Source organism: Pseudoalteromonas sp. Ld19 (assembly GCF_045064135.1).
GTDB lineage: Bacteria > Pseudomonadota > Gammaproteobacteria > Enterobacterales > Alteromonadaceae > Pseudoalteromonas > Pseudoalteromonas aliena.
This window is the reverse complement of sequence record NZ_JBISHA010000022.1, coordinates 84,634-100,489: the sequence shown is the minus strand read 5'-3', so window position 1 is coordinate 100,489 and position 15,856 is coordinate 84,634. Positions and strand designations below refer to the sequence as shown.

The following is a 15,856-nucleotide window of genomic DNA, read 5'->3' as shown; positions in this document are numbered from 1 at the left end:
TGCTGGAAGCCTTTTTGTTTAGTTGGTGTGTATTGAATTAAAAATCGAGCTCATCAATTGCAATACTGTCTGTAAAATAGTCTAGTTCTTGTAGTTCTTTACGAAGGCGTTGCTTATCTTTTATTGCTTCTATTTCACGCCATTTTCTTTTTTTATTTTTCTGAGAGGTTTTCCGTGTTGTATCAGGACCTTCTAGTATCTCTAATATATCGTTTAGGCTATCCATGAACTTCTCCTATTGATTTTGTGACCTCAAGAATACCTATACCACAGGCCTAGCTAAAATAGAATAAAAAAGTGACAATAATGTTACATAAGTGTGATGTATTGATGAAGGTTTTACTAGATAGAAGTTATTTCAGGCACAAAAAAAACGCCGCAAATGCGACGTTTTTTAAAGTACGTTTGTATCGCAAGTTACATTGCTTTAAAACGTGCTTCTAGTTGTTCTTGTGCATCAGCAAAAGAGCGAATACCTTCAGCTAGCTTTTCAGTTGCCATAGCATCTTGGTTATGTAACCAACGGAACTGCGCTTCTGTAAGCGGCTCTGGTTTTGGCTCTTGTGGAACATCGCTTTCTAGCAAGTACTCCTGTGCGCCTTCAAGGTTGCCTAAATCTTCTAAAAGATTAGGGCTAATAGTTAGCTTGTCGCAACCAGTAAGAGCAATAATCTCGCCCGTGTTACGGAAACTAGCACCCATCACAACTGTTTTGTAGTCATGGCGTTTGTAGAATTCAAAAATGCTACGCACAGACTGAACGCCTGGATCTTGTAGCGGATCGGTCGGTTTTTCCATACCGTTAGCAACATGCCAATCTAAAATACGCCCAACAAATGGCGAAATTAGAAATACGTTTGCATCGGCACATGCACGAGCTTGGGCATCGCTAAATAATAAAGTAAGGTTACATTTAGTGCCTTCTTTTTCTAGCTGCTCAGCGGCTTTAATACCTTCCCACGTAGACGCAACTTTAATTAAAATCTTGTCTTTGCTTACGCCTTCTTTTTCGTAAAGACTCAGTAGGGTATGTGCTTTATCAATCGTAGCTTGGGTATTAAACGAAAGGCGCGCATCTACTTCAGTAGAAATATAACCAGGTACAATGGCGCTAATTTCTTTACCAAGCAATACGGCAAAGTAATCACATGCTAGTTCAAGTTGTTTAGCTGGCTCTTGCTCGGTTTCTTTTGCATAGCTCCAAGCTTTATCTAGGTAAGGCTTATAAGCTTCAATCTCGCTCGCTTTTAATAAAAGCGACGGGTTTGTGGTTGCATCTTCTGGTTGATGCTTTTTGATCGCTTCAATATCGCCAGTGTCGGCTACGATAGATGAATGTTGTTTTAGCCTTTGTAGAGCTGAAGTCATTTGCTTTCCTCATTCCAAGCAAGTTAAAAGAAAAATCTACACCTTAATATATTTGATCCATACTGCAACAGTGTGACAATGCTTGATAGGTCTTATGTCCTTATCAATAGAAAAACGGCAGTGCATGGGTTATTAAGGGAGGATTTATTTAAACAAAACGTGCTTTTCGTTTCATTTAATGTTGAAATTGACATTAAATAAATTACAAGTCAATAGCTAACTATGATCACTGTTATTTCACCTGCAAAAAATCTTGATTACGAAACGCCACCCGCAACAGACAAGTTCACTCAACCTGAATTACTAGAGCACAGCGAAGCGCTCATGAAAGTATGCCGTGAACTAACACCAGCGCAAATTGGCAGTTTAATGAAAATTAGCGATAAGCTCTCTGGGCTTAACGCAGCACGCTTTAGCGAGTGGGCGCAGCCGTTTACACAAAGTAATGCTAAGCAAGCCGTGCTTGCCTTTAATGGCGATGTATACGGCGGTTTAGATGCAAGCACGCTTAAAGCTAGCGAGCTTGATTACGCACAAAGCCACTTACGTATATTGTCGGGTTTATACGGTTTATTAAAACCACTGGATTTAATGCAAGCTTACCGATTAGAAATGGGCACTAAGCTTGAAAATTCACGCGGTAAAAACCTATACGAATTTTGGGGGGGCGTAATAGCTAATAAGTTAAACGACGTATTAAAGGCGCAAGACGCACAATACTTAGTTAACCTTGCTTCAAACGAATATTTTAAAGCTGTTGATAAAAAAGCGCTTAATGCACAAATTATCACTCCGCACTTTAAAGACTGTAAAAATGGCCAATATAAAGTAATTAGTTTTTACGCTAAAAAAGCACGCGGCATGATGGCGCGCTACATTATCGAAAATAAAGTAACGCAGTTAAGCCAACTTAAAGAGTTTACGGTAGCAGGTTATTACTTTAGCCCTGAGGCAACAGCTAAAGAGCTAGAGCCGGTATTTATGCGCGACGAACAACGTTAGGTTCATAAGCTTAAATAAAAATTTAAAAGCCATGCATTGCATGGCTTTTTTGATGTTGGCGTTATATTTGCAGTCTCATCTAATATTAATGAGAACACTAATTAAATAGGTGCAAATAAAATGATCAGCATTCCGTCAATTGGCGAAGCAGAAAAACTAATAGAGGAAAAGCTCGGAGGGTGGTTTGACGTGGTTATCAGTCATATCCCTAATTTTATAGTCGCTGTAGTTATAACCATCGTATTTTCAATGTTGGCGCGTTTTGCTGGCCGTTTAATGAAAAACTTGTTGCGCCGATCTCTTGACTCAAAACAAATTGCCGATTTGATGGCGTCAATATTCAAAGTTATTGTACTGTGTGTTGGTTTATTTATCGCGCTCGATTTTATGGGTTTAAAAGGCACGGTAACCTCGTTATTAGCGGGTGCGGGTATTGTTGGTTTAGCCATTGGTTTTGCATTTCAAGATATGACCGAAAACTTAATCGCCGGTATAGCAATGGGTGTGCGCAAGCCATTCAAAACGGGTGATGTGATCGAAACAGACGACGTGTTTGGTTCAGTGCATTCAATAAACCTGCGTAACACACTCATAGAGAGCTTTCACGGGCAGCTCATACTGGTGCCTAATAAAGTGCTATTTAGAAATGTGCTAAAAAATTACAGTACCCTAGGAGTAAGACGTATAGAAGTGCCCGTTGGTATTTCGTATGGTGACGATATAGAAAAAGCATCCCAAGTTATTACCGATAAAATTAATGGATTTGATTTTGTTATTCGCAAAGACGAAACCGCCGTATACGCTGAGGGTTTTGGTGATAGCAGCATTAACTTATTGGTATGGTTTTGGATTAAATATCCTGGCGAGCCTGATTTTATGACGGTACGCCACAAGGGCATAGTTGCTGTTAAGCAAGCACTAGATGAAGCCGACATAAGTATCCCATTTCCAATTCGTACGCTTGACTTTGGTATTAAAGGCGGCGAAAAGCTCGATGCCATGATAAGCGATAAAATAAGGCAGCAGTCATCAACTAAAGACAGTAGCGATGGTGCTGACTCTAACCAAAGTGAATAACTTAGTGAACCCATTAACTAAAAGTATTGGGAAATAGTTACTTACGAGCAGCGCGTTTTTACATGGTAAAAAACGCGCTTTTTTTGGTATTTAATTTGTTTTAATTTTTTAATGCGCTAATTTTAAATTAACTATTACTTATTAAGTGCTCATAAATGTCAAATTCAAAAAATAATTTATTTTTAAAAATTAGTCACTGGAGTTTGAAAACTAAATTAACTTTGATTTTTTTATTCGTTGGAATTTTACCGGCACTAATAACGACCACCATTTCTACATTACAATCTAAGTCGCGCGTTGAGCATAATATATCGCAATCGCTTGAAGCAATTAACCAAATTAAACGCACTCAAATTGAGGATTATTTTAAGCAAAAAACGGCTGATATTGAATTATTGGCTATGATTATTCCGCAAATTAATAAAGACAGTTACGACAGCTTTTTCAGCGAATACATTAAAAAATATGGCTATTACGATCTGTTTTTAATTGATGATGAAGGATTAATCTATTATACCCAAGCAAAAGAATCAGATTACCAAACGAATATTTTAAATGGAAAATACGCGAGTTCAAATTTAGGGACGCTTATTCAGGAAGTTAAACTTTCAAAACGTTTTGGTATTGTTGACTACAAACCTTACGCCCCAAGTAATGACGAGCCCGCAGCGTTTATTGCAATACCAGTACAGAATAGTGAAATTATAGTTGCGTTGCAGCTCTCCAGTGAAGGTACTAATCAAATAATGGGAGTACGTGATGGCATGGGTAAAACGGGAGAAAGTTATCTCGTTGGCGAAGATAAGTTAATGCGTTCTGATTCGTACCTTGATCCAGAGGGGCACTCTTTAAAAGCAAGCTTTGCAGGTAACGTGAAAAACAATGGTGTTAATACTGACGCTGTTAATTTTGCATTGAATGGCCAGCAAGGCACTAACCTAATTAAAGATTATAATGGTAACAATGTGTTGTCTGCTTATAACAGTATAAAAATTGGCAATTTTAACTGGCTTATATTAAGCGAGATAGATGAATCAGAAGCTTTTGAATCGGTTAATCAAGGTATAATTTTTAGTACGATACTTATTGTGGGGGCTGCAATTATTGTTATTTTCATAGGAGTTTTCTTTTCCCGAAAAATAGCAAATCCAATTATTGTTGCTTCTTTATTTGCTGAGAAAGTCGCATCAGGTGATCTAAGCAGTAATATTAAAGTACATGCCCACGACGAAGTCGGCATGTTACAAGTAGCGTTACACACTATGTTAGAAAACCTACGTAAAATGATCAGTGAGTTATCTAATGTTGCACTTCAGCAAGGCAGTACTGCTACAGAGCTTGCTTCTGTGACTGAGCAAACTAGCTTGGCAGTGACAGAGCAGCAAGCGCAAACTATACAAGTTGTTGCTGCTACAACCGAAATGAGTGCAACGATAAAAGAAATCGCGAGTACAACGTCTAACGCATCTCTACTTTGTGAAAATATTCAAACTATGGCCCGAGAAGGCTCTGAAAATAACGATAGTACTTATAATGCGCTTGTCTCTTTAGGTGAAGCAACGCAAGCCACGGCGCAAGAGGTGACCAATCTACGTCATAATTCGGAGAAAATAGTTAACGTATTAAGCGTGATTAAAAAAATAGCAGATCAAACCAATTTACTCGCCTTAAATGCTGCCATTGAAGCTGCACGAGCAGGTGAACAAGGGCGAGGTTTCGCAGTTGTTGCTGATGAAGTACGTAGCCTTGCGAAGTCGACTCAAGAATCAACTATGGAAATTGAAGTTATCATTGAAGCCGTTGTTAATGCGAGTAATGCAGCAGTAAAAACGATGACGACAAATGTTGATCATACAACCCAAGTTCAGGAAATCGCGAGTAAAGCTAATCTGATTAATAACAAAGTAGCAAAAGAAGTGGATGGGATTTTTGATATGGTTGTTCAAATTGCAGCCGCTTCAGAAGAGCAGACCACCACGATAGATGAAATAGCACGAAATATTGAAGCTATAAATATGGGGATATCTGAAACGGAGCAAGCGGTTAGAGATATTGCAGAATCTAGCAGTGAGCTATCTCGTATGGCGAGTAATTTAAATGATGAAACTCAGAAATTTACTCTATGATAGCAATACATTAGCTATGAAAGTTACAACTAAGCGCTACAAAAAACAAAGTAGGTGAGTCAATAACAGCCATGCTTGAGGCTATAAACTAGGTGAACGTATTTTTAATATTAGAGAGTGCGTTTATGTATATACATATTGGAGATAAGCGTTGTAGTTAAAATGTTATATCTCCTTTAAAGGTGTCTGAAATATTTGATAATTTTTTTGTAACGGCTAACCGCTCAAAAATTTTCGCTCTGAAATTATATAACACTGATTTTGTTACGAATAATTTTTACTCCATCCATATTTTCTAAAAACTTTTGAGCCAACGCACGCTGAAAACCAGTTTGTGCTGTGCCGTATAAATCTACCTCACCATCTTTTACCTGCACACGAATATTGTTAAGTACAAAATTAGGGTTAGTACGTAGCGTGTTAGTAATGGTTTGTTGTAAGTTAGGCACAGTTGCTACACTGCTCACTACCGCTAAACTTGTTGCAGCACTTACTTTCGTAGCGCAAGCTAATAAAAATAAACAACAAAATGATATTAAAGCGATAGTTGATTTAAAGCGGTTCATAACTTAATCCTTACATTACGGTTAGATAGTGTAGCCACAATATGGAAATTCCATCGGCTGAGTTATCGTTGTAAATACAATTTCGATGCCAAGATTAATGTACTGAAATATAAGGGGATTTTATTAAGTGGGAATTCAGGTGGGCAAAAATTACATTTAAATGAGTATGAGTTACATGCTTTGATTACAATTGTTACAGGTACAAGCTTTGCAGGTACTAGGCTTTTGAAGACAAGCTTTATTGCTCACGGATTTTTTTACTAAAGTTTTGTGTAAATATGGCTTATAAAATTTAATGGATTATTTATATGGCGCATAATTACCGTGAGCTTTTAGCCTATATAGGTTGGGGAAATAAAAAGGTCACAATTGAGCTAATTAAGCTTACTAAAAATGGGCATTCATATTACTTTAAAGATGAGCTATGGCAGCGAAATTTAAGAGGACTTGGTGACCATCGCTGCACCTCTGCATCAGGGGAAAAGTTAGAAATAGCTATACTTAATCGAAATCGTACACCTTACTGGGTTGAATCAGATAAAGTAATTATAGCTGAGTCAGCAGCTGAGCGTTTTGAACAGTGGACAAAAGGTACATTATAACAGTTGAGCTGGGCGCATTAAAAAGCCGACAAAAGCCGGCTTAGTATAAAAATGTTTTAGGTTACTTTTTCTTTTTAACCTTGGCCTTTTTCTTAGCTTTCATTTTTACTGGATCTTTACGCTTTTTAGCTGGTGGCTTCGCTTCTTTATGCTGTGGTTCAACACCTTTAATTACACGGCGTTTTAATTTTTGCTCAACGTAGCGCTCTACTTTATATAAAATACCAATGTCGTGTGCTTCAACTAACGATATTGCTATCCCTTTTTTACCAGCACGACCGGTACGGCCAATACGGTGTACGTATACGTCAGCGGTACGTGGCATATCAAAGTTAATAACATGGCTGATGTCAGATACGTCAATTCCACGTGCAGCTACGTCGGTAGCAATTAATATGCGTGTTTTGCCACTATGAAAGTTTTCCATCGCTTTCATACGTTTGTCTTGAGGCATTTCACCGCGTAACCATGCAGCTTTAACATCATTGTTGGTTAGTTCGCCAATCAGTGTTTCTAGGCGCTCACGGGTTTTTACAAACACAATTGCTTTAGTGACATCAGGGTTTTTAAGTGTGTTTACTAGTAATTCAAGTTTATGATGATAATCGTCAGCTAAATGAACCCACTGATGAATTTTGGCTTTTTCTTTACGTGATGACTCAGCTTCAAGTAGTGCAGGGTCGTTAAGTGTTGTTTCTGCAAATCTTTCTACACTGTCACCTTCAAGAGTTGCTGAGAATAAAAAGCACTGACGACGATTTCTAGCTTCGTCACATATACGCTTCATTTCTTTTTTAAAGCCCATGTCTAACATGCGATCAGCTTCGTCAATAATGAGCATTTCTACGTGTTCAGCATGAAAGTTTTCAGTTTCTAAATATTCCATTAAACGCCCCGGTGTGGCGATTAATATATCATTGTTTTTTTCAAATATTTCTTTATGCGTGCCGTAATTTATACCGCCAGTTACGACACCTATCTTTAGGTTAGTTCGTTTTGCAAGTAGCTCACATTGCTCATGAATTTGATAAGCAAGTTCACGCGTTGGAGTCATAACGAGCACGCGTGCAAACCCTGGATCACGGCGCGGGAAATCCAATAAATATTGAATAGCTGGAATTAAAAATGCTGCGGTTTTACCTGTGCCTGTAGGCGCTGATGCTAAAACATCACGCCCTTTAAGCGCTTCAGGAATCGCTTGTTGTTGAATACTTGTTGGGGTTTCGTAACCCATTTTATTAATAGCGTCGAGTAACTTGTTATCAAGATCAAAGTCAGAAAATTGCATAGAGTGTCTAAAATAAGGGACAATTACTTGCAATTATACGCGCTATCCACCAGTTGGTGAATGAAAAGGTGAAAAAATGTCTGGTTTTGCATTTAAACAATTTAAGGTTGCACATGAGCAGTGCGCAATGAAGGTTTCTACTGATGGAATTTTACTTGGTGCATGGGCCAATTTAAGTGGAGCTAAGTCATTATTGGACATAGGTACAGGTACGGGGTTACTGGCATTAATGTGCAAACAACGTAATCTAGAACTTACCATAACAGCTGTAGAAGTTGATGAGCACGCGTATGTTCAAGCATTACAAAATGTAGCTAATAGCCCGTGGTCAGCAATCAGTATTGAGCACCGAACTATTCAAAGCTTTAGTAGTGACGTTAAGTTTGATGTGGTTATTTCTAATCCGCCATATTTTAATCGCAGTTTAAAAGGCGATAATGCAGCGCGTAATACGGCTCGCCATACAGATGGCCTAAGTTTTGATGAGTTAATTAGTGCATTTAAGCGCTTGAGCCACAGTGGCTCTCGCTTTAGCTTAATACTGCCGAACGTTGAAGACGCATTATTTATTGAGCTTGCTACTAAAAATGGGCTTCACTTAAATACTCACTGCCAAATAAAAGCCACACCCAACAAAGAGGTAAGCCGCAGCTTAATGACATTTAGTTATGTAAAAAGCGATATAGAATCATCAATTCTGTGTATTCGAAATTTAGATAATACCTACACTGCTGATTATATAGCTCTGTGCAAAACATTTTATTTAAAAATGTAAATTACTTAGTGATAAAAGTTATTTAGTAATAAAGGATAGTTTACCTTTTATGCATACGTATTCAGTTTCTATTTAGGCAATATCTAAACTAGTGTTAACAACTTGTAAATAACGCGAGTGCGCTGTTTCACTCGTTCAACAATTGGATCACACACTATGACACTCAATAAAATCATCACCACCGCAGGTTTAAGTTTGGGCTTGACCTTACCCAATATTATTAGTGCTGCTCCCACTACATTTGTGCATTTATTTGAATGGAATTGGCAAGATGTAGCGCAAGAATGCGAACAGTATTTAGGGCCGAAAGGCTATGCTGCGGTACAGGTTTCTCCCCCAAATGAACACATCACAGGGAGTCAATGGTGGACACGCTACCAGCCTGTTAGCTATGAGCTGAAAAGTCGTGGCGGTAACCGCGCAGAGTTTATTGATATGGTTAATCGCTGCAGTGCAGCAGGGGTTGATATTTACGTCGATACACTTATTAACCACATGGCAGCAGGAAGTGGTACAGGCACGGCGGGTAATAGTTTTGGTAATAAAAGCTATCCTATTTATAGCCCTCAGGATTTTCATCAAAGTTGCACTATTAACAATTCTGATTATGGTAATAATCGTTATCGAGTGCAAAATTGCGAACTTGTCGGCCTTGCTGATTTAAATACGGCTTCAAACTACGTACAAAATACTTTGGCAGCCTATATTAACGACTTACAAGCTATTGGCGTAAAAGGCTTTCGGTTTGATGCTGCAAAGCACGTTGCTGCAAGTGATATTCAAAGTTTAAAGACGAAAATAAACGGCTCACCAGTCATATTTCACGAAGTAATTGATCAAGGTGTGGAGGCTGTGAGTGCTTCTGAATATTTAAGCTCAGGTTTAGTAACTGAATTTAAATACAGTACCCAACTAGGTAATACTTTCAGAAAGGGTTCGCTTGCATGGTTAAGTAACTTTGGTGAAGGGTGGGGCTTTATGCCTAGCTCTTCTGCCGTCGTTTTTGTCGATAATCACGACAATCAGCGAGGTCATGGTGGTGCGGGAAATGTAATTACCTTTGAAGATGGGCGTTTATACGACTTAGCCAATGTGTTTATGTTGGCTTATCCGTATGGTTATCCAAAAGTAATGTCGAGTTATGATTTTCATGGAAATACTGATGCTGGTGGACCAAATGTATCGGTCCATAATAGCGGTAACTTAGAGTGTTTTGGTAGTAACTGGAAGTGTGAGCATCGCTGGTCATATATTGCAGGCGGGGTCGATTTTAGAAATAACACTGCCGATAACTGGGCGGTAACAAACTGGTGGGATAACACAAATAATCAAATAGCGTTTGGGCGCGGTAGCTCCGGTCATATGGCCATTAATAAAGAAGATTCTACACTCAATGCGACTGTCCAAACTGATATGGCGTCTGGTCAATATTGTAATGTGCTAAAGGGTGAACTGTCGGCTGATGGCAAGCGTTGTAGTGGGGAGGTTATAGCAGTTAATGCTAACGGTACTATTAATTTGAATGTGGGTGCTTGGGATGCAATGGCGATTCATAAAAACTCTAAATTAAATACAAGCTCTGCGCCAGATACAGGGAGTGACTGGCAACGAACCGTTGTTTTTATTAATGCACAAACACAAAGCGGGCAAGATATGTTTTTGCGTGGTGGTGTAGATCATGCTTATGCAAACGCAAATTTAGGTCGAAATTGCCAAACAAGTAACTTTGAATGTGCAATGCCTATTCGTCATAATAATTTAAAAAATGTGACAACAAGCCTTTGGAAAACAAATGATAATTACCTTGATTGGTATGGCATAGAAAATGGACAAAGTGTCGAAGCAGAAGGCTCTGCCACAGACTGGACAACAAAAACATGGCCTGAGGGCTGGGGAGCTGAAAAAACGCTAAGCGCTGATGGTTTTGGTGTTGCACCACTAAATATATGGGGCGAACACTATTGGATGCTTGATGTCGATATGGATTGTAGTAAAGCAGTTAATGGCTGGTTTGAGCTAAAGGCATTTATTAAAAATGGCCAAGGGTGGGAGGCTGCAATAACTCAAGCTAACACACCTTATGCGAGTACTAATCATATGGCGCAATGCGGAAAAATTAATAAATTTGAGTTTAATAACTCAAGCGTAGTAACACGTAGTTTTTAAAATTTAGCGTAACATTGTAAATTTAAACCTAAACAAACGATTCCGATTTGTTTAGGTTTTTTAGGTACTGTTCTTTTATAGTGTGTGTATAAATCACCTGTTATGATTCACTCATTAGTTACATTAAATTAAGACAACACAATGAAAAAATTAAATAAAATAATACTACTAAGTGCATTTTCTGCGATTGTTTTGGCAAGCCAAAGTGTGTTTGCTGCGATAACACCTGTTGGGCTTTGGAAAACGATTGATGAGGATACTAGTGAAGCTAAATCGTATGTGCGTATTACCCAAACTAACGGCGTTTTAAGTGGTAAAGTTGAAACTATCCTAGACCCTACAAAACAAAATGATATATGCAGTAAGTGTGATGGTGAGCTAAAAGATCAACCTATTTTAGGAATGACCATTATTACTGATGTAAAAGCACAAGAGGATGACGTATGGGGAGATGGTGAAATACTCGACCCAACAAATGGTAAAACCTATACCTTACAACTCACAGTGCAAGATGAAGGTGAAAAGCTTGAAGTTCGCGGCTATATTGGCTTTTTTTTCCGCAACCAATATTGGTTGAAAGTTGAGTAATTACTTTGTTGCGTAGCAATAATAGCTACGCAATTTAAATTAAAGCGTTTCACCGTATTCAGTCATTACTTGTTCAGCCCAAGTCGCAATACGGTCGTCACTCAGCTCATATTGGCTGTCTTCGTCCAGCGCGAGTCCTACAAATTGTTTGCCATCGGGCGTGAGTGCTTTTGAGGCTTCAAATTCGTAGCTACTATCGTTTGGCCAAAAACCAAGTTGAGTAAATGTTTGTGTATTTATTTCATCGTGAAGCATGCCTAGCGCATCTTGGAACCACTGCCCGTAACCTTGTTGATCGCCCATGCCAAATAAAGCAATGGTTTTACCATTTAGGTTTACGTCGGCTATGTCATCCCATTTTGACTCCCAGTCTTCTTGTATTTCACCAAAATCCCATGTTGAAATACCAAAGATGATAAAGTCGTACTGCTCTGCATTTTTTAGTGGCTCGTCTTTAATATTGTGCAGGGTAACGATATCGGCACCAATAATGTCGCGAATCTTTTCTGCTGCCATTTCGGTGTAGCACGTGGTAGAACCAAAAAATAAACCAATTTGCATCGTATTTATCACTGTGTAATTGCCTGATATGATAGGCTCAAGTTTACCGTAAGGTATTTTTAATTGATACCTTAGCAAAGCATGAGAGCATAATGTGACAACGCTATCTGACGATTTTCCTGAAAATAATAGCAGTATGAGCAGTAATAGCGACTACCTAGAAACCTTTTTAGATAGCCTGTACTTAGAGCAAGGCGTAAGCGAAAACACATTAAGTGCTTATCGCAGTGATTTAGATAAATTTTGCCTGTTTTTAAAAGGCGAAAACTTACTAAGTGTAACGGGGCTTGATGTAGAAAGTTACTTGGCCCACCGAGTCGATTTAGGTTTAAAACCACGCAGCACGGCGCGTAGTATTAGTGCTTTAAAACGTTTTTATCAGTACTTTGTACGCGAAAAACTAATTAGCGATTCACCTATGCTAAATATTGCTCAGCCAAAAGCAGGGCAGTCATTGCCTAAAACACTCTCAGAAGCAGAGGTTGAAGCATTATTAAATGCGCCCAACACCGAAGAAGCTATGGGCCTGCGCGATAAAGCCATGTTAGAGGTGCTATACGCAACGGGTTTGCGTGTGAGTGAACTTGTTGGGCTGCGCATGGAGCAAATTAACTTGCGCCAAGCGGTTGTGTTTGTAAAAGGTAAAGGTAATAAGGAGCGTTTAGTGCCGCTTGGCGAAGAAGCCATGTATTGGCTTGAACAATTTTTAAAGAGTGGACGTGCGCAAATGATAAAGCATGCCACCGATTTTGTGTTTCCGTCTAAACGCGGTGTTGGCATGACGCGACAAACTTTTTGGCATAGAATTAAACACTATGCTATTTTGGCTGCTGTGGAGTCTCCAATATCGCCCCATACTATGCGACATGCGTTTGCTACGCATTTGTTAAATCATGGAGCCGATTTACGTGTAGTACAAATGATGTTGGGTCATAGTGATTTATCAACCACACAAATTTATACCCATGTTGCAAATGAACGACTAAAATCGGTACACGCGCAGCATCATCCGCGCGCTTAATTTGAAATTTATTACGACTAAGCCGGTCAATTTATAAGTATTTTTGGAATAGAGAAAATTATGAAAAAATTAATGTTAGCAGGTGCCATGTTGTGCACAAGCATTGGTGCATTTGCAAATGGCGTTACTGTTACTCCAGATGCTACTGATCCGATAGTTACTAAATTTGCGACTTTAGGCGTAACAGTTAAGCAAATTAATCCAAGTCCAGTCGCTGGCTTAAAAGAATTGATCACCAACAAAGGCGTGCTTTATGCAAGTCCAGATGGCCAATTTTTAATGCAAGGTACATTAATCGACCTAAATAATCGAAATAACTTAACAGAGCAAGCGCTAAACGGCGTGCGTGTTGAGGGTATTAAAGATTATGAAGACTCGATGATTGTGTACAAAGCACCAAACGAAAAGCACAGCATTACCGTATTTACTGACATTAGCTGTGGCTACTGTCGTAAATTACATCGCGAATTAGATGATTTACTTGAAGCGGGTATTACCGTTAAGTACCTTGCGTTTCCACGTGGTGGCCTGCAAGGTTCTGGTTATACAGACTTAATGAATGTGTGGTGTGCTAAAGATCAGCAAGAAGCACTTACAGAAGCTAAATCGGGCGCAGATACTAAAGTAATTGCAGGGTGCAGTGCACCTATTGCTGAGCATTACCAACTTGGTCAGAGTTTTGGCATTAGCGGCACACCCGCTATTGTTTTAGAAGATGGTACGATGATCCCAGGTTATCAGCCAGCGGCAGCATTAAAAGCAGCCCTAGATGCTAATAAAGCGTCATAATACGCTTTATAACTAATAAAAAGGCCTTTATGGCCTTTTTTTGTCTTTTTAATACGACTAAATAAGTTAAAAATCTGCATGAAAAAACTGATCATTGCGCGCGAAAACGTTGACGATTCACATCTACCGAGTAATTTACACCCAGTAATAAAACAAATTTATGCGAACCGTCATGTGTTCAGTGCCGATGAGCTAGATAACAGCGTAGCTACGCTTCATGATTTTAAATTGTTCAAAGACATAGATAAAGCCAGCGATTTATTGATTGAAGCATTAAAAGCGCAAAGCCACATTTTAATAGTCGGCGATTTTGATGCCGATGGTGCAACGAGTACGGCCACTTTAATGCAAGGTCTTTCGATGTTTGGCTTTAAGCATTTAGATTACTTAATTCCGGATCGGTTTAGCTTAGGCTACGGTTTAAGCCCAGCCCTTGCAGAGCAAATAGTACAAATAAAGCCTGATTTAGTGATCACCGTAGATAACGGCATATCGTGTATTGCCGGTATTGATATTTTAAAAGCGGTTGGCATAAAAGTGCTGGTAACAGATCACCACTTGCAAGGTGAACAACTACCAAATGCGGATGCAATAGTAAATCCAAACAGGCACGAGTGTGATTTCCCGTCTAAATCTATTGCAGGCGTTGGCGTTGCTTTTTACTTATTAATAGCGCTAAGAAGCGTAATGCGAGACCTTGGTTATTTTGAGCAGCAACCGCCACCTAATTTAGCTAATTTACTCGACATTGTAGCGCTTGGTACGGTGGCTGATGTTGTCGCGCTTGATGCAAACAACCGCACCTTAGTACATCAAGGCTTAGCACGAATTCGCAGCGGTAAAACACGTCCAGGTATTACCGCGCTTATTGAAGTGGCTAATCGCAATGCTGCTCGCTTAAGTGCAAGCGACTTTGGTTTTTCACTTGCGCCTCGTTTAAATGCAGCAGGGCGATTAGATGACATGAGTTTGGGTATAGCGTGTTTACTAAGTACCGACATAAACCAAGCGCGTAGTATAGCGAGCGAGCTCGATAGCCTAAACTTTGCAAGACGCGAAATAGAGCAAGGTATGCAAGCCCAGGCGCAGGCCGTGCTTGATAGGCTCGCGTTTAACGACGACAACATTCCGGATGCTATTTGTTTGTTTCAAGATGATTGGCACCAAGGTGTTATTGGTATTTTGGCAGGTCGCTTAAAAGAAAAATATCACCGCCCAACGGTTATATTTGCTGGTGGCGAAAATGGTGAAATAAAAGGCTCGTGTCGTTCTATTGAAGGGCTACACATGCGCGATTTACTCGAAGGACTCAATACTGCCGACCCGCATTTAATCAATAAATTTGGTGGTCATGCCATGGCAGCCGGTTTAAGTATTAACGAGCAACATTTTAACGACTTTAAAAAAGCATTTGATGTTGCTGTTAGTGCGCAACTGAGTGAAGAAAGTAAACGTTGCATTGTGTTTAGCGATGGCGAGCTACCAAACGACTGCTTTACAATGGAGTTTGCTCAGCTATTAAAGCAATCAGGTCCTTGGGGGCAACAATTCCCTGAGCCCGTATTTGAGCATACATTTGAAATAATACAGCAGCGTATAGTCGGCGAAAAGCATTTAAAGCTGGTGTTAAAACATCAATCAGGGCGGTTAGTTGACGCGATTGCTTTTGGTATTGATGTAAAAGAGTGGCCCGACACAGAAGCGAAGTTTGTAAAACTAGCGTACCAGCTAGATATAAATGAGTTTAGAGGTAAATTTACACTGCAATTAATCGTTAGAGAGCTTGAAAAAGTGCATTAAAAAATATGCACAAAGCATGCATAAAAGGCTAATAAAACGCACGTTTTTTTGTTAAAATCGGGCTTTTTTATCATTTGACGATAACTTACGCGGTATAAACGCGCGTAAATCAGCTATTTTGGAGTAA

General features: G+C 39.3%; 15 protein-coding genes. 10 read left to right on the top strand and 5 right to left on the bottom strand.

Annotation, left to right across the window (positions count from 1 at the left end):
• Nucleotides 1–37: 37 nt before the first annotated feature.
• Nucleotides 38–226: a DUF3545 family protein gene (locus tag ACJJVZ_RS17330; protein ID WP_002961395.1), complete on the bottom strand. Its 189-nt coding sequence runs from the start codon at nt 224–226 to the stop codon at nt 38–40.
• 191 nt (nt 227–417) lie between these two features.
• Entirely contained in the window at nt 418–1,368 is a 951-nt protein-coding gene (tal, locus tag ACJJVZ_RS17325; RefSeq protein WP_007376481.1) for a transaldolase, read from the bottom strand.
• A 222-nt stretch (nt 1,369–1,590) separates the two neighbouring features.
• On the opposite strand from tal, the gene yaaA reads away from it, so the two are divergent.
• The 3 genes from yaaA to ACJJVZ_RS17310 all read left to right on the top strand — a co-directional run bounded on the left by yaaA (nt 1,591) and on the right by ACJJVZ_RS17310 (nt 5,573).
• On the top strand, nt 1,591–2,370 hold the full coding sequence (gene yaaA / locus ACJJVZ_RS17320; RefSeq protein WP_405602228.1) for a peroxide stress protein YaaA: 780 nt from the start codon (nt 1,591–1,593) through the stop codon (nt 2,368–2,370).
• 120 nt (nt 2,371–2,490) lie between these two features.
• A complete protein-coding gene (locus tag ACJJVZ_RS17315) occupies nt 2,491–3,447 on the top strand; it encodes a mechanosensitive ion channel family protein (RefSeq protein WP_405602226.1) in 957 nt (318 codons plus the stop codon).
• Between the two features lie 155 nt (nt 3,448–3,602).
• Nucleotides 3,603–5,573 (top strand): methyl-accepting chemotaxis protein, encoded by a 1,971-nt coding sequence (locus tag ACJJVZ_RS17310; RefSeq protein WP_405602224.1) that lies wholly within the window; start codon nt 3,603–3,605, stop codon nt 5,571–5,573.
• A gap of 245 nt (nt 5,574–5,818) precedes the next feature.
• Here the strand turns inward: ACJJVZ_RS17310 and ACJJVZ_RS17305 are convergent, their stop codons facing one another.
• Entirely contained in the window at nt 5,819–6,139 is a 321-nt protein-coding gene (locus tag ACJJVZ_RS17305) for a BON domain-containing protein (protein ID WP_077536993.1), read from the bottom strand.
• A gap of 308 nt (nt 6,140–6,447) precedes the next feature.
• On the opposite strand from ACJJVZ_RS17305, the gene ACJJVZ_RS17300 reads away from it, so the two are divergent.
• A complete protein-coding gene (locus ACJJVZ_RS17300) occupies nt 6,448–6,741 on the top strand; it encodes a hypothetical protein (RefSeq protein ID WP_405602221.1) in 294 nt (97 codons plus the stop codon).
• A gap of 61 nt (nt 6,742–6,802) precedes the next feature.
• On the opposite strand, the gene srmB is transcribed toward ACJJVZ_RS17300, so the two are convergent.
• Nucleotides 6,803–8,029 (bottom strand): ATP-dependent RNA helicase SrmB, encoded by a 1,227-nt coding sequence (gene srmB / locus ACJJVZ_RS17295; RefSeq protein ID WP_077536996.1) that lies wholly within the window; start codon nt 8,027–8,029, stop codon nt 6,803–6,805.
• A 76-nt stretch (nt 8,030–8,105) separates the two neighbouring features.
• On the opposite strand from srmB, the gene ACJJVZ_RS17290 reads away from it, so the two are divergent.
• From ACJJVZ_RS17290 to ACJJVZ_RS17280, 3 genes are all read left to right on the top strand, one after another.
• Nucleotides 8,106–8,804 carry a tRNA1(Val) (adenine(37)-N6)-methyltransferase gene (locus tag ACJJVZ_RS17290; RefSeq protein ID WP_405602219.1) on the top strand — a complete coding sequence of 233 codons (699 nt, stop codon included), beginning with the start codon at nt 8,106–8,108 and terminating at the stop codon, nt 8,802–8,804.
• Between the two features lie 156 nt (nt 8,805–8,960).
• Nucleotides 8,961–10,970, top strand: a complete 2,010-nt coding sequence (locus tag ACJJVZ_RS17285; protein WP_405602217.1) for an alpha-amylase family protein — start codon at nt 8,961–8,963, stop codon at nt 10,968–10,970.
• Nucleotides 10,971–11,111: 141 nt separating this feature from the next.
• Nucleotides 11,112–11,558, top strand: coding sequence for a DUF2147 domain-containing protein (locus ACJJVZ_RS17280; RefSeq protein WP_405602214.1), 447 nt, complete (start codon nt 11,112–11,114; stop codon nt 11,556–11,558).
• Nucleotides 11,559–11,597: 39 nt separating this feature from the next.
• On the opposite strand, the gene fldB is transcribed toward ACJJVZ_RS17280, so the two are convergent.
• Entirely contained in the window at nt 11,598–12,119 is a 522-nt protein-coding gene (gene fldB / locus ACJJVZ_RS17275) for a flavodoxin FldB (RefSeq protein ID WP_405602696.1), read from the bottom strand.
• A 94-nt stretch (nt 12,120–12,213) separates the two neighbouring features.
• Here fldB and xerD point away from each other — a divergent pair, with 94 nt between their 5' ends.
• The 3 genes from xerD (at nt 12,214) to recJ (ending at nt 15,729) form a co-directional block, all read left to right on the top strand.
• Nucleotides 12,214–13,140, top strand: coding sequence for a site-specific tyrosine recombinase XerD (gene xerD, locus ACJJVZ_RS17270; RefSeq protein ID WP_077537000.1), 927 nt, complete (start codon nt 12,214–12,216; stop codon nt 13,138–13,140).
• A 60-nt stretch (nt 13,141–13,200) separates the two neighbouring features.
• Nucleotides 13,201–13,929, top strand: a complete 729-nt coding sequence (gene dsbC, locus ACJJVZ_RS17265) for a bifunctional protein-disulfide isomerase/oxidoreductase DsbC (RefSeq protein ID WP_182703099.1) — start codon at nt 13,201–13,203, stop codon at nt 13,927–13,929.
• Between the two features lie 78 nt (nt 13,930–14,007).
• A complete protein-coding gene (gene recJ, locus ACJJVZ_RS17260) occupies nt 14,008–15,729 on the top strand; it encodes a single-stranded-DNA-specific exonuclease RecJ (RefSeq protein WP_405602210.1) in 1,722 nt (573 codons plus the stop codon).
• Nucleotides 15,730–15,856: the final 127 nt, after the last annotated feature.

What these genes read in the sequence shown, in the direction of transcription:
- ACJJVZ_RS17330 (WP_002961395.1), bottom strand. Translation starts at nt 226, where the DNA reads ATGGATAGCCTAAACGATATATTAGAGATACTAGAAGGTCCTGATACA.
- tal (WP_007376481.1), bottom strand. Translation starts at nt 1,368, where the DNA reads ATGACTTCAGCTCTACAAAGGCTAAAACAACATTCATCTATCGTAGCC.
- yaaA (WP_405602228.1), top strand. Translation starts at nt 1,591, where the DNA reads ATGATCACTGTTATTTCACCTGCAAAAAATCTTGATTACGAAACGCCA.
- ACJJVZ_RS17315 (WP_405602226.1), top strand. Translation starts at nt 2,491, where the DNA reads ATGATCAGCATTCCGTCAATTGGCGAAGCAGAAAAACTAATAGAGGAA.
- ACJJVZ_RS17310 (WP_405602224.1), top strand. Translation starts at nt 3,603, where the DNA reads ATGTCAAATTCAAAAAATAATTTATTTTTAAAAATTAGTCACTGGAGT.
- ACJJVZ_RS17305 (WP_077536993.1), bottom strand. Translation starts at nt 6,139, where the DNA reads ATGAACCGCTTTAAATCAACTATCGCTTTAATATCATTTTGTTGTTTA.
- ACJJVZ_RS17300 (WP_405602221.1), top strand. Translation starts at nt 6,448, where the DNA reads ATGGCGCATAATTACCGTGAGCTTTTAGCCTATATAGGTTGGGGAAAT.
- srmB (WP_077536996.1), bottom strand. Translation starts at nt 8,029, where the DNA reads ATGCAATTTTCTGACTTTGATCTTGATAACAAGTTACTCGACGCTATT.
- ACJJVZ_RS17290 (WP_405602219.1), top strand. Translation starts at nt 8,106, where the DNA reads ATGTCTGGTTTTGCATTTAAACAATTTAAGGTTGCACATGAGCAGTGC.
- ACJJVZ_RS17285 (WP_405602217.1), top strand. Translation starts at nt 8,961, where the DNA reads ATGACACTCAATAAAATCATCACCACCGCAGGTTTAAGTTTGGGCTTG.
- ACJJVZ_RS17280 (WP_405602214.1), top strand. Translation starts at nt 11,112, where the DNA reads ATGAAAAAATTAAATAAAATAATACTACTAAGTGCATTTTCTGCGATT.
- fldB (WP_405602696.1), bottom strand. Translation starts at nt 12,119, where the DNA reads ATGCAAATTGGTTTATTTTTTGGTTCTACCACGTGCTACACCGAAATG.
- dsbC (WP_182703099.1), top strand. Translation starts at nt 13,201, where the DNA reads ATGAAAAAATTAATGTTAGCAGGTGCCATGTTGTGCACAAGCATTGGT.
- recJ (WP_405602210.1), top strand. Translation starts at nt 14,008, where the DNA reads ATGAAAAAACTGATCATTGCGCGCGAAAACGTTGACGATTCACATCTA.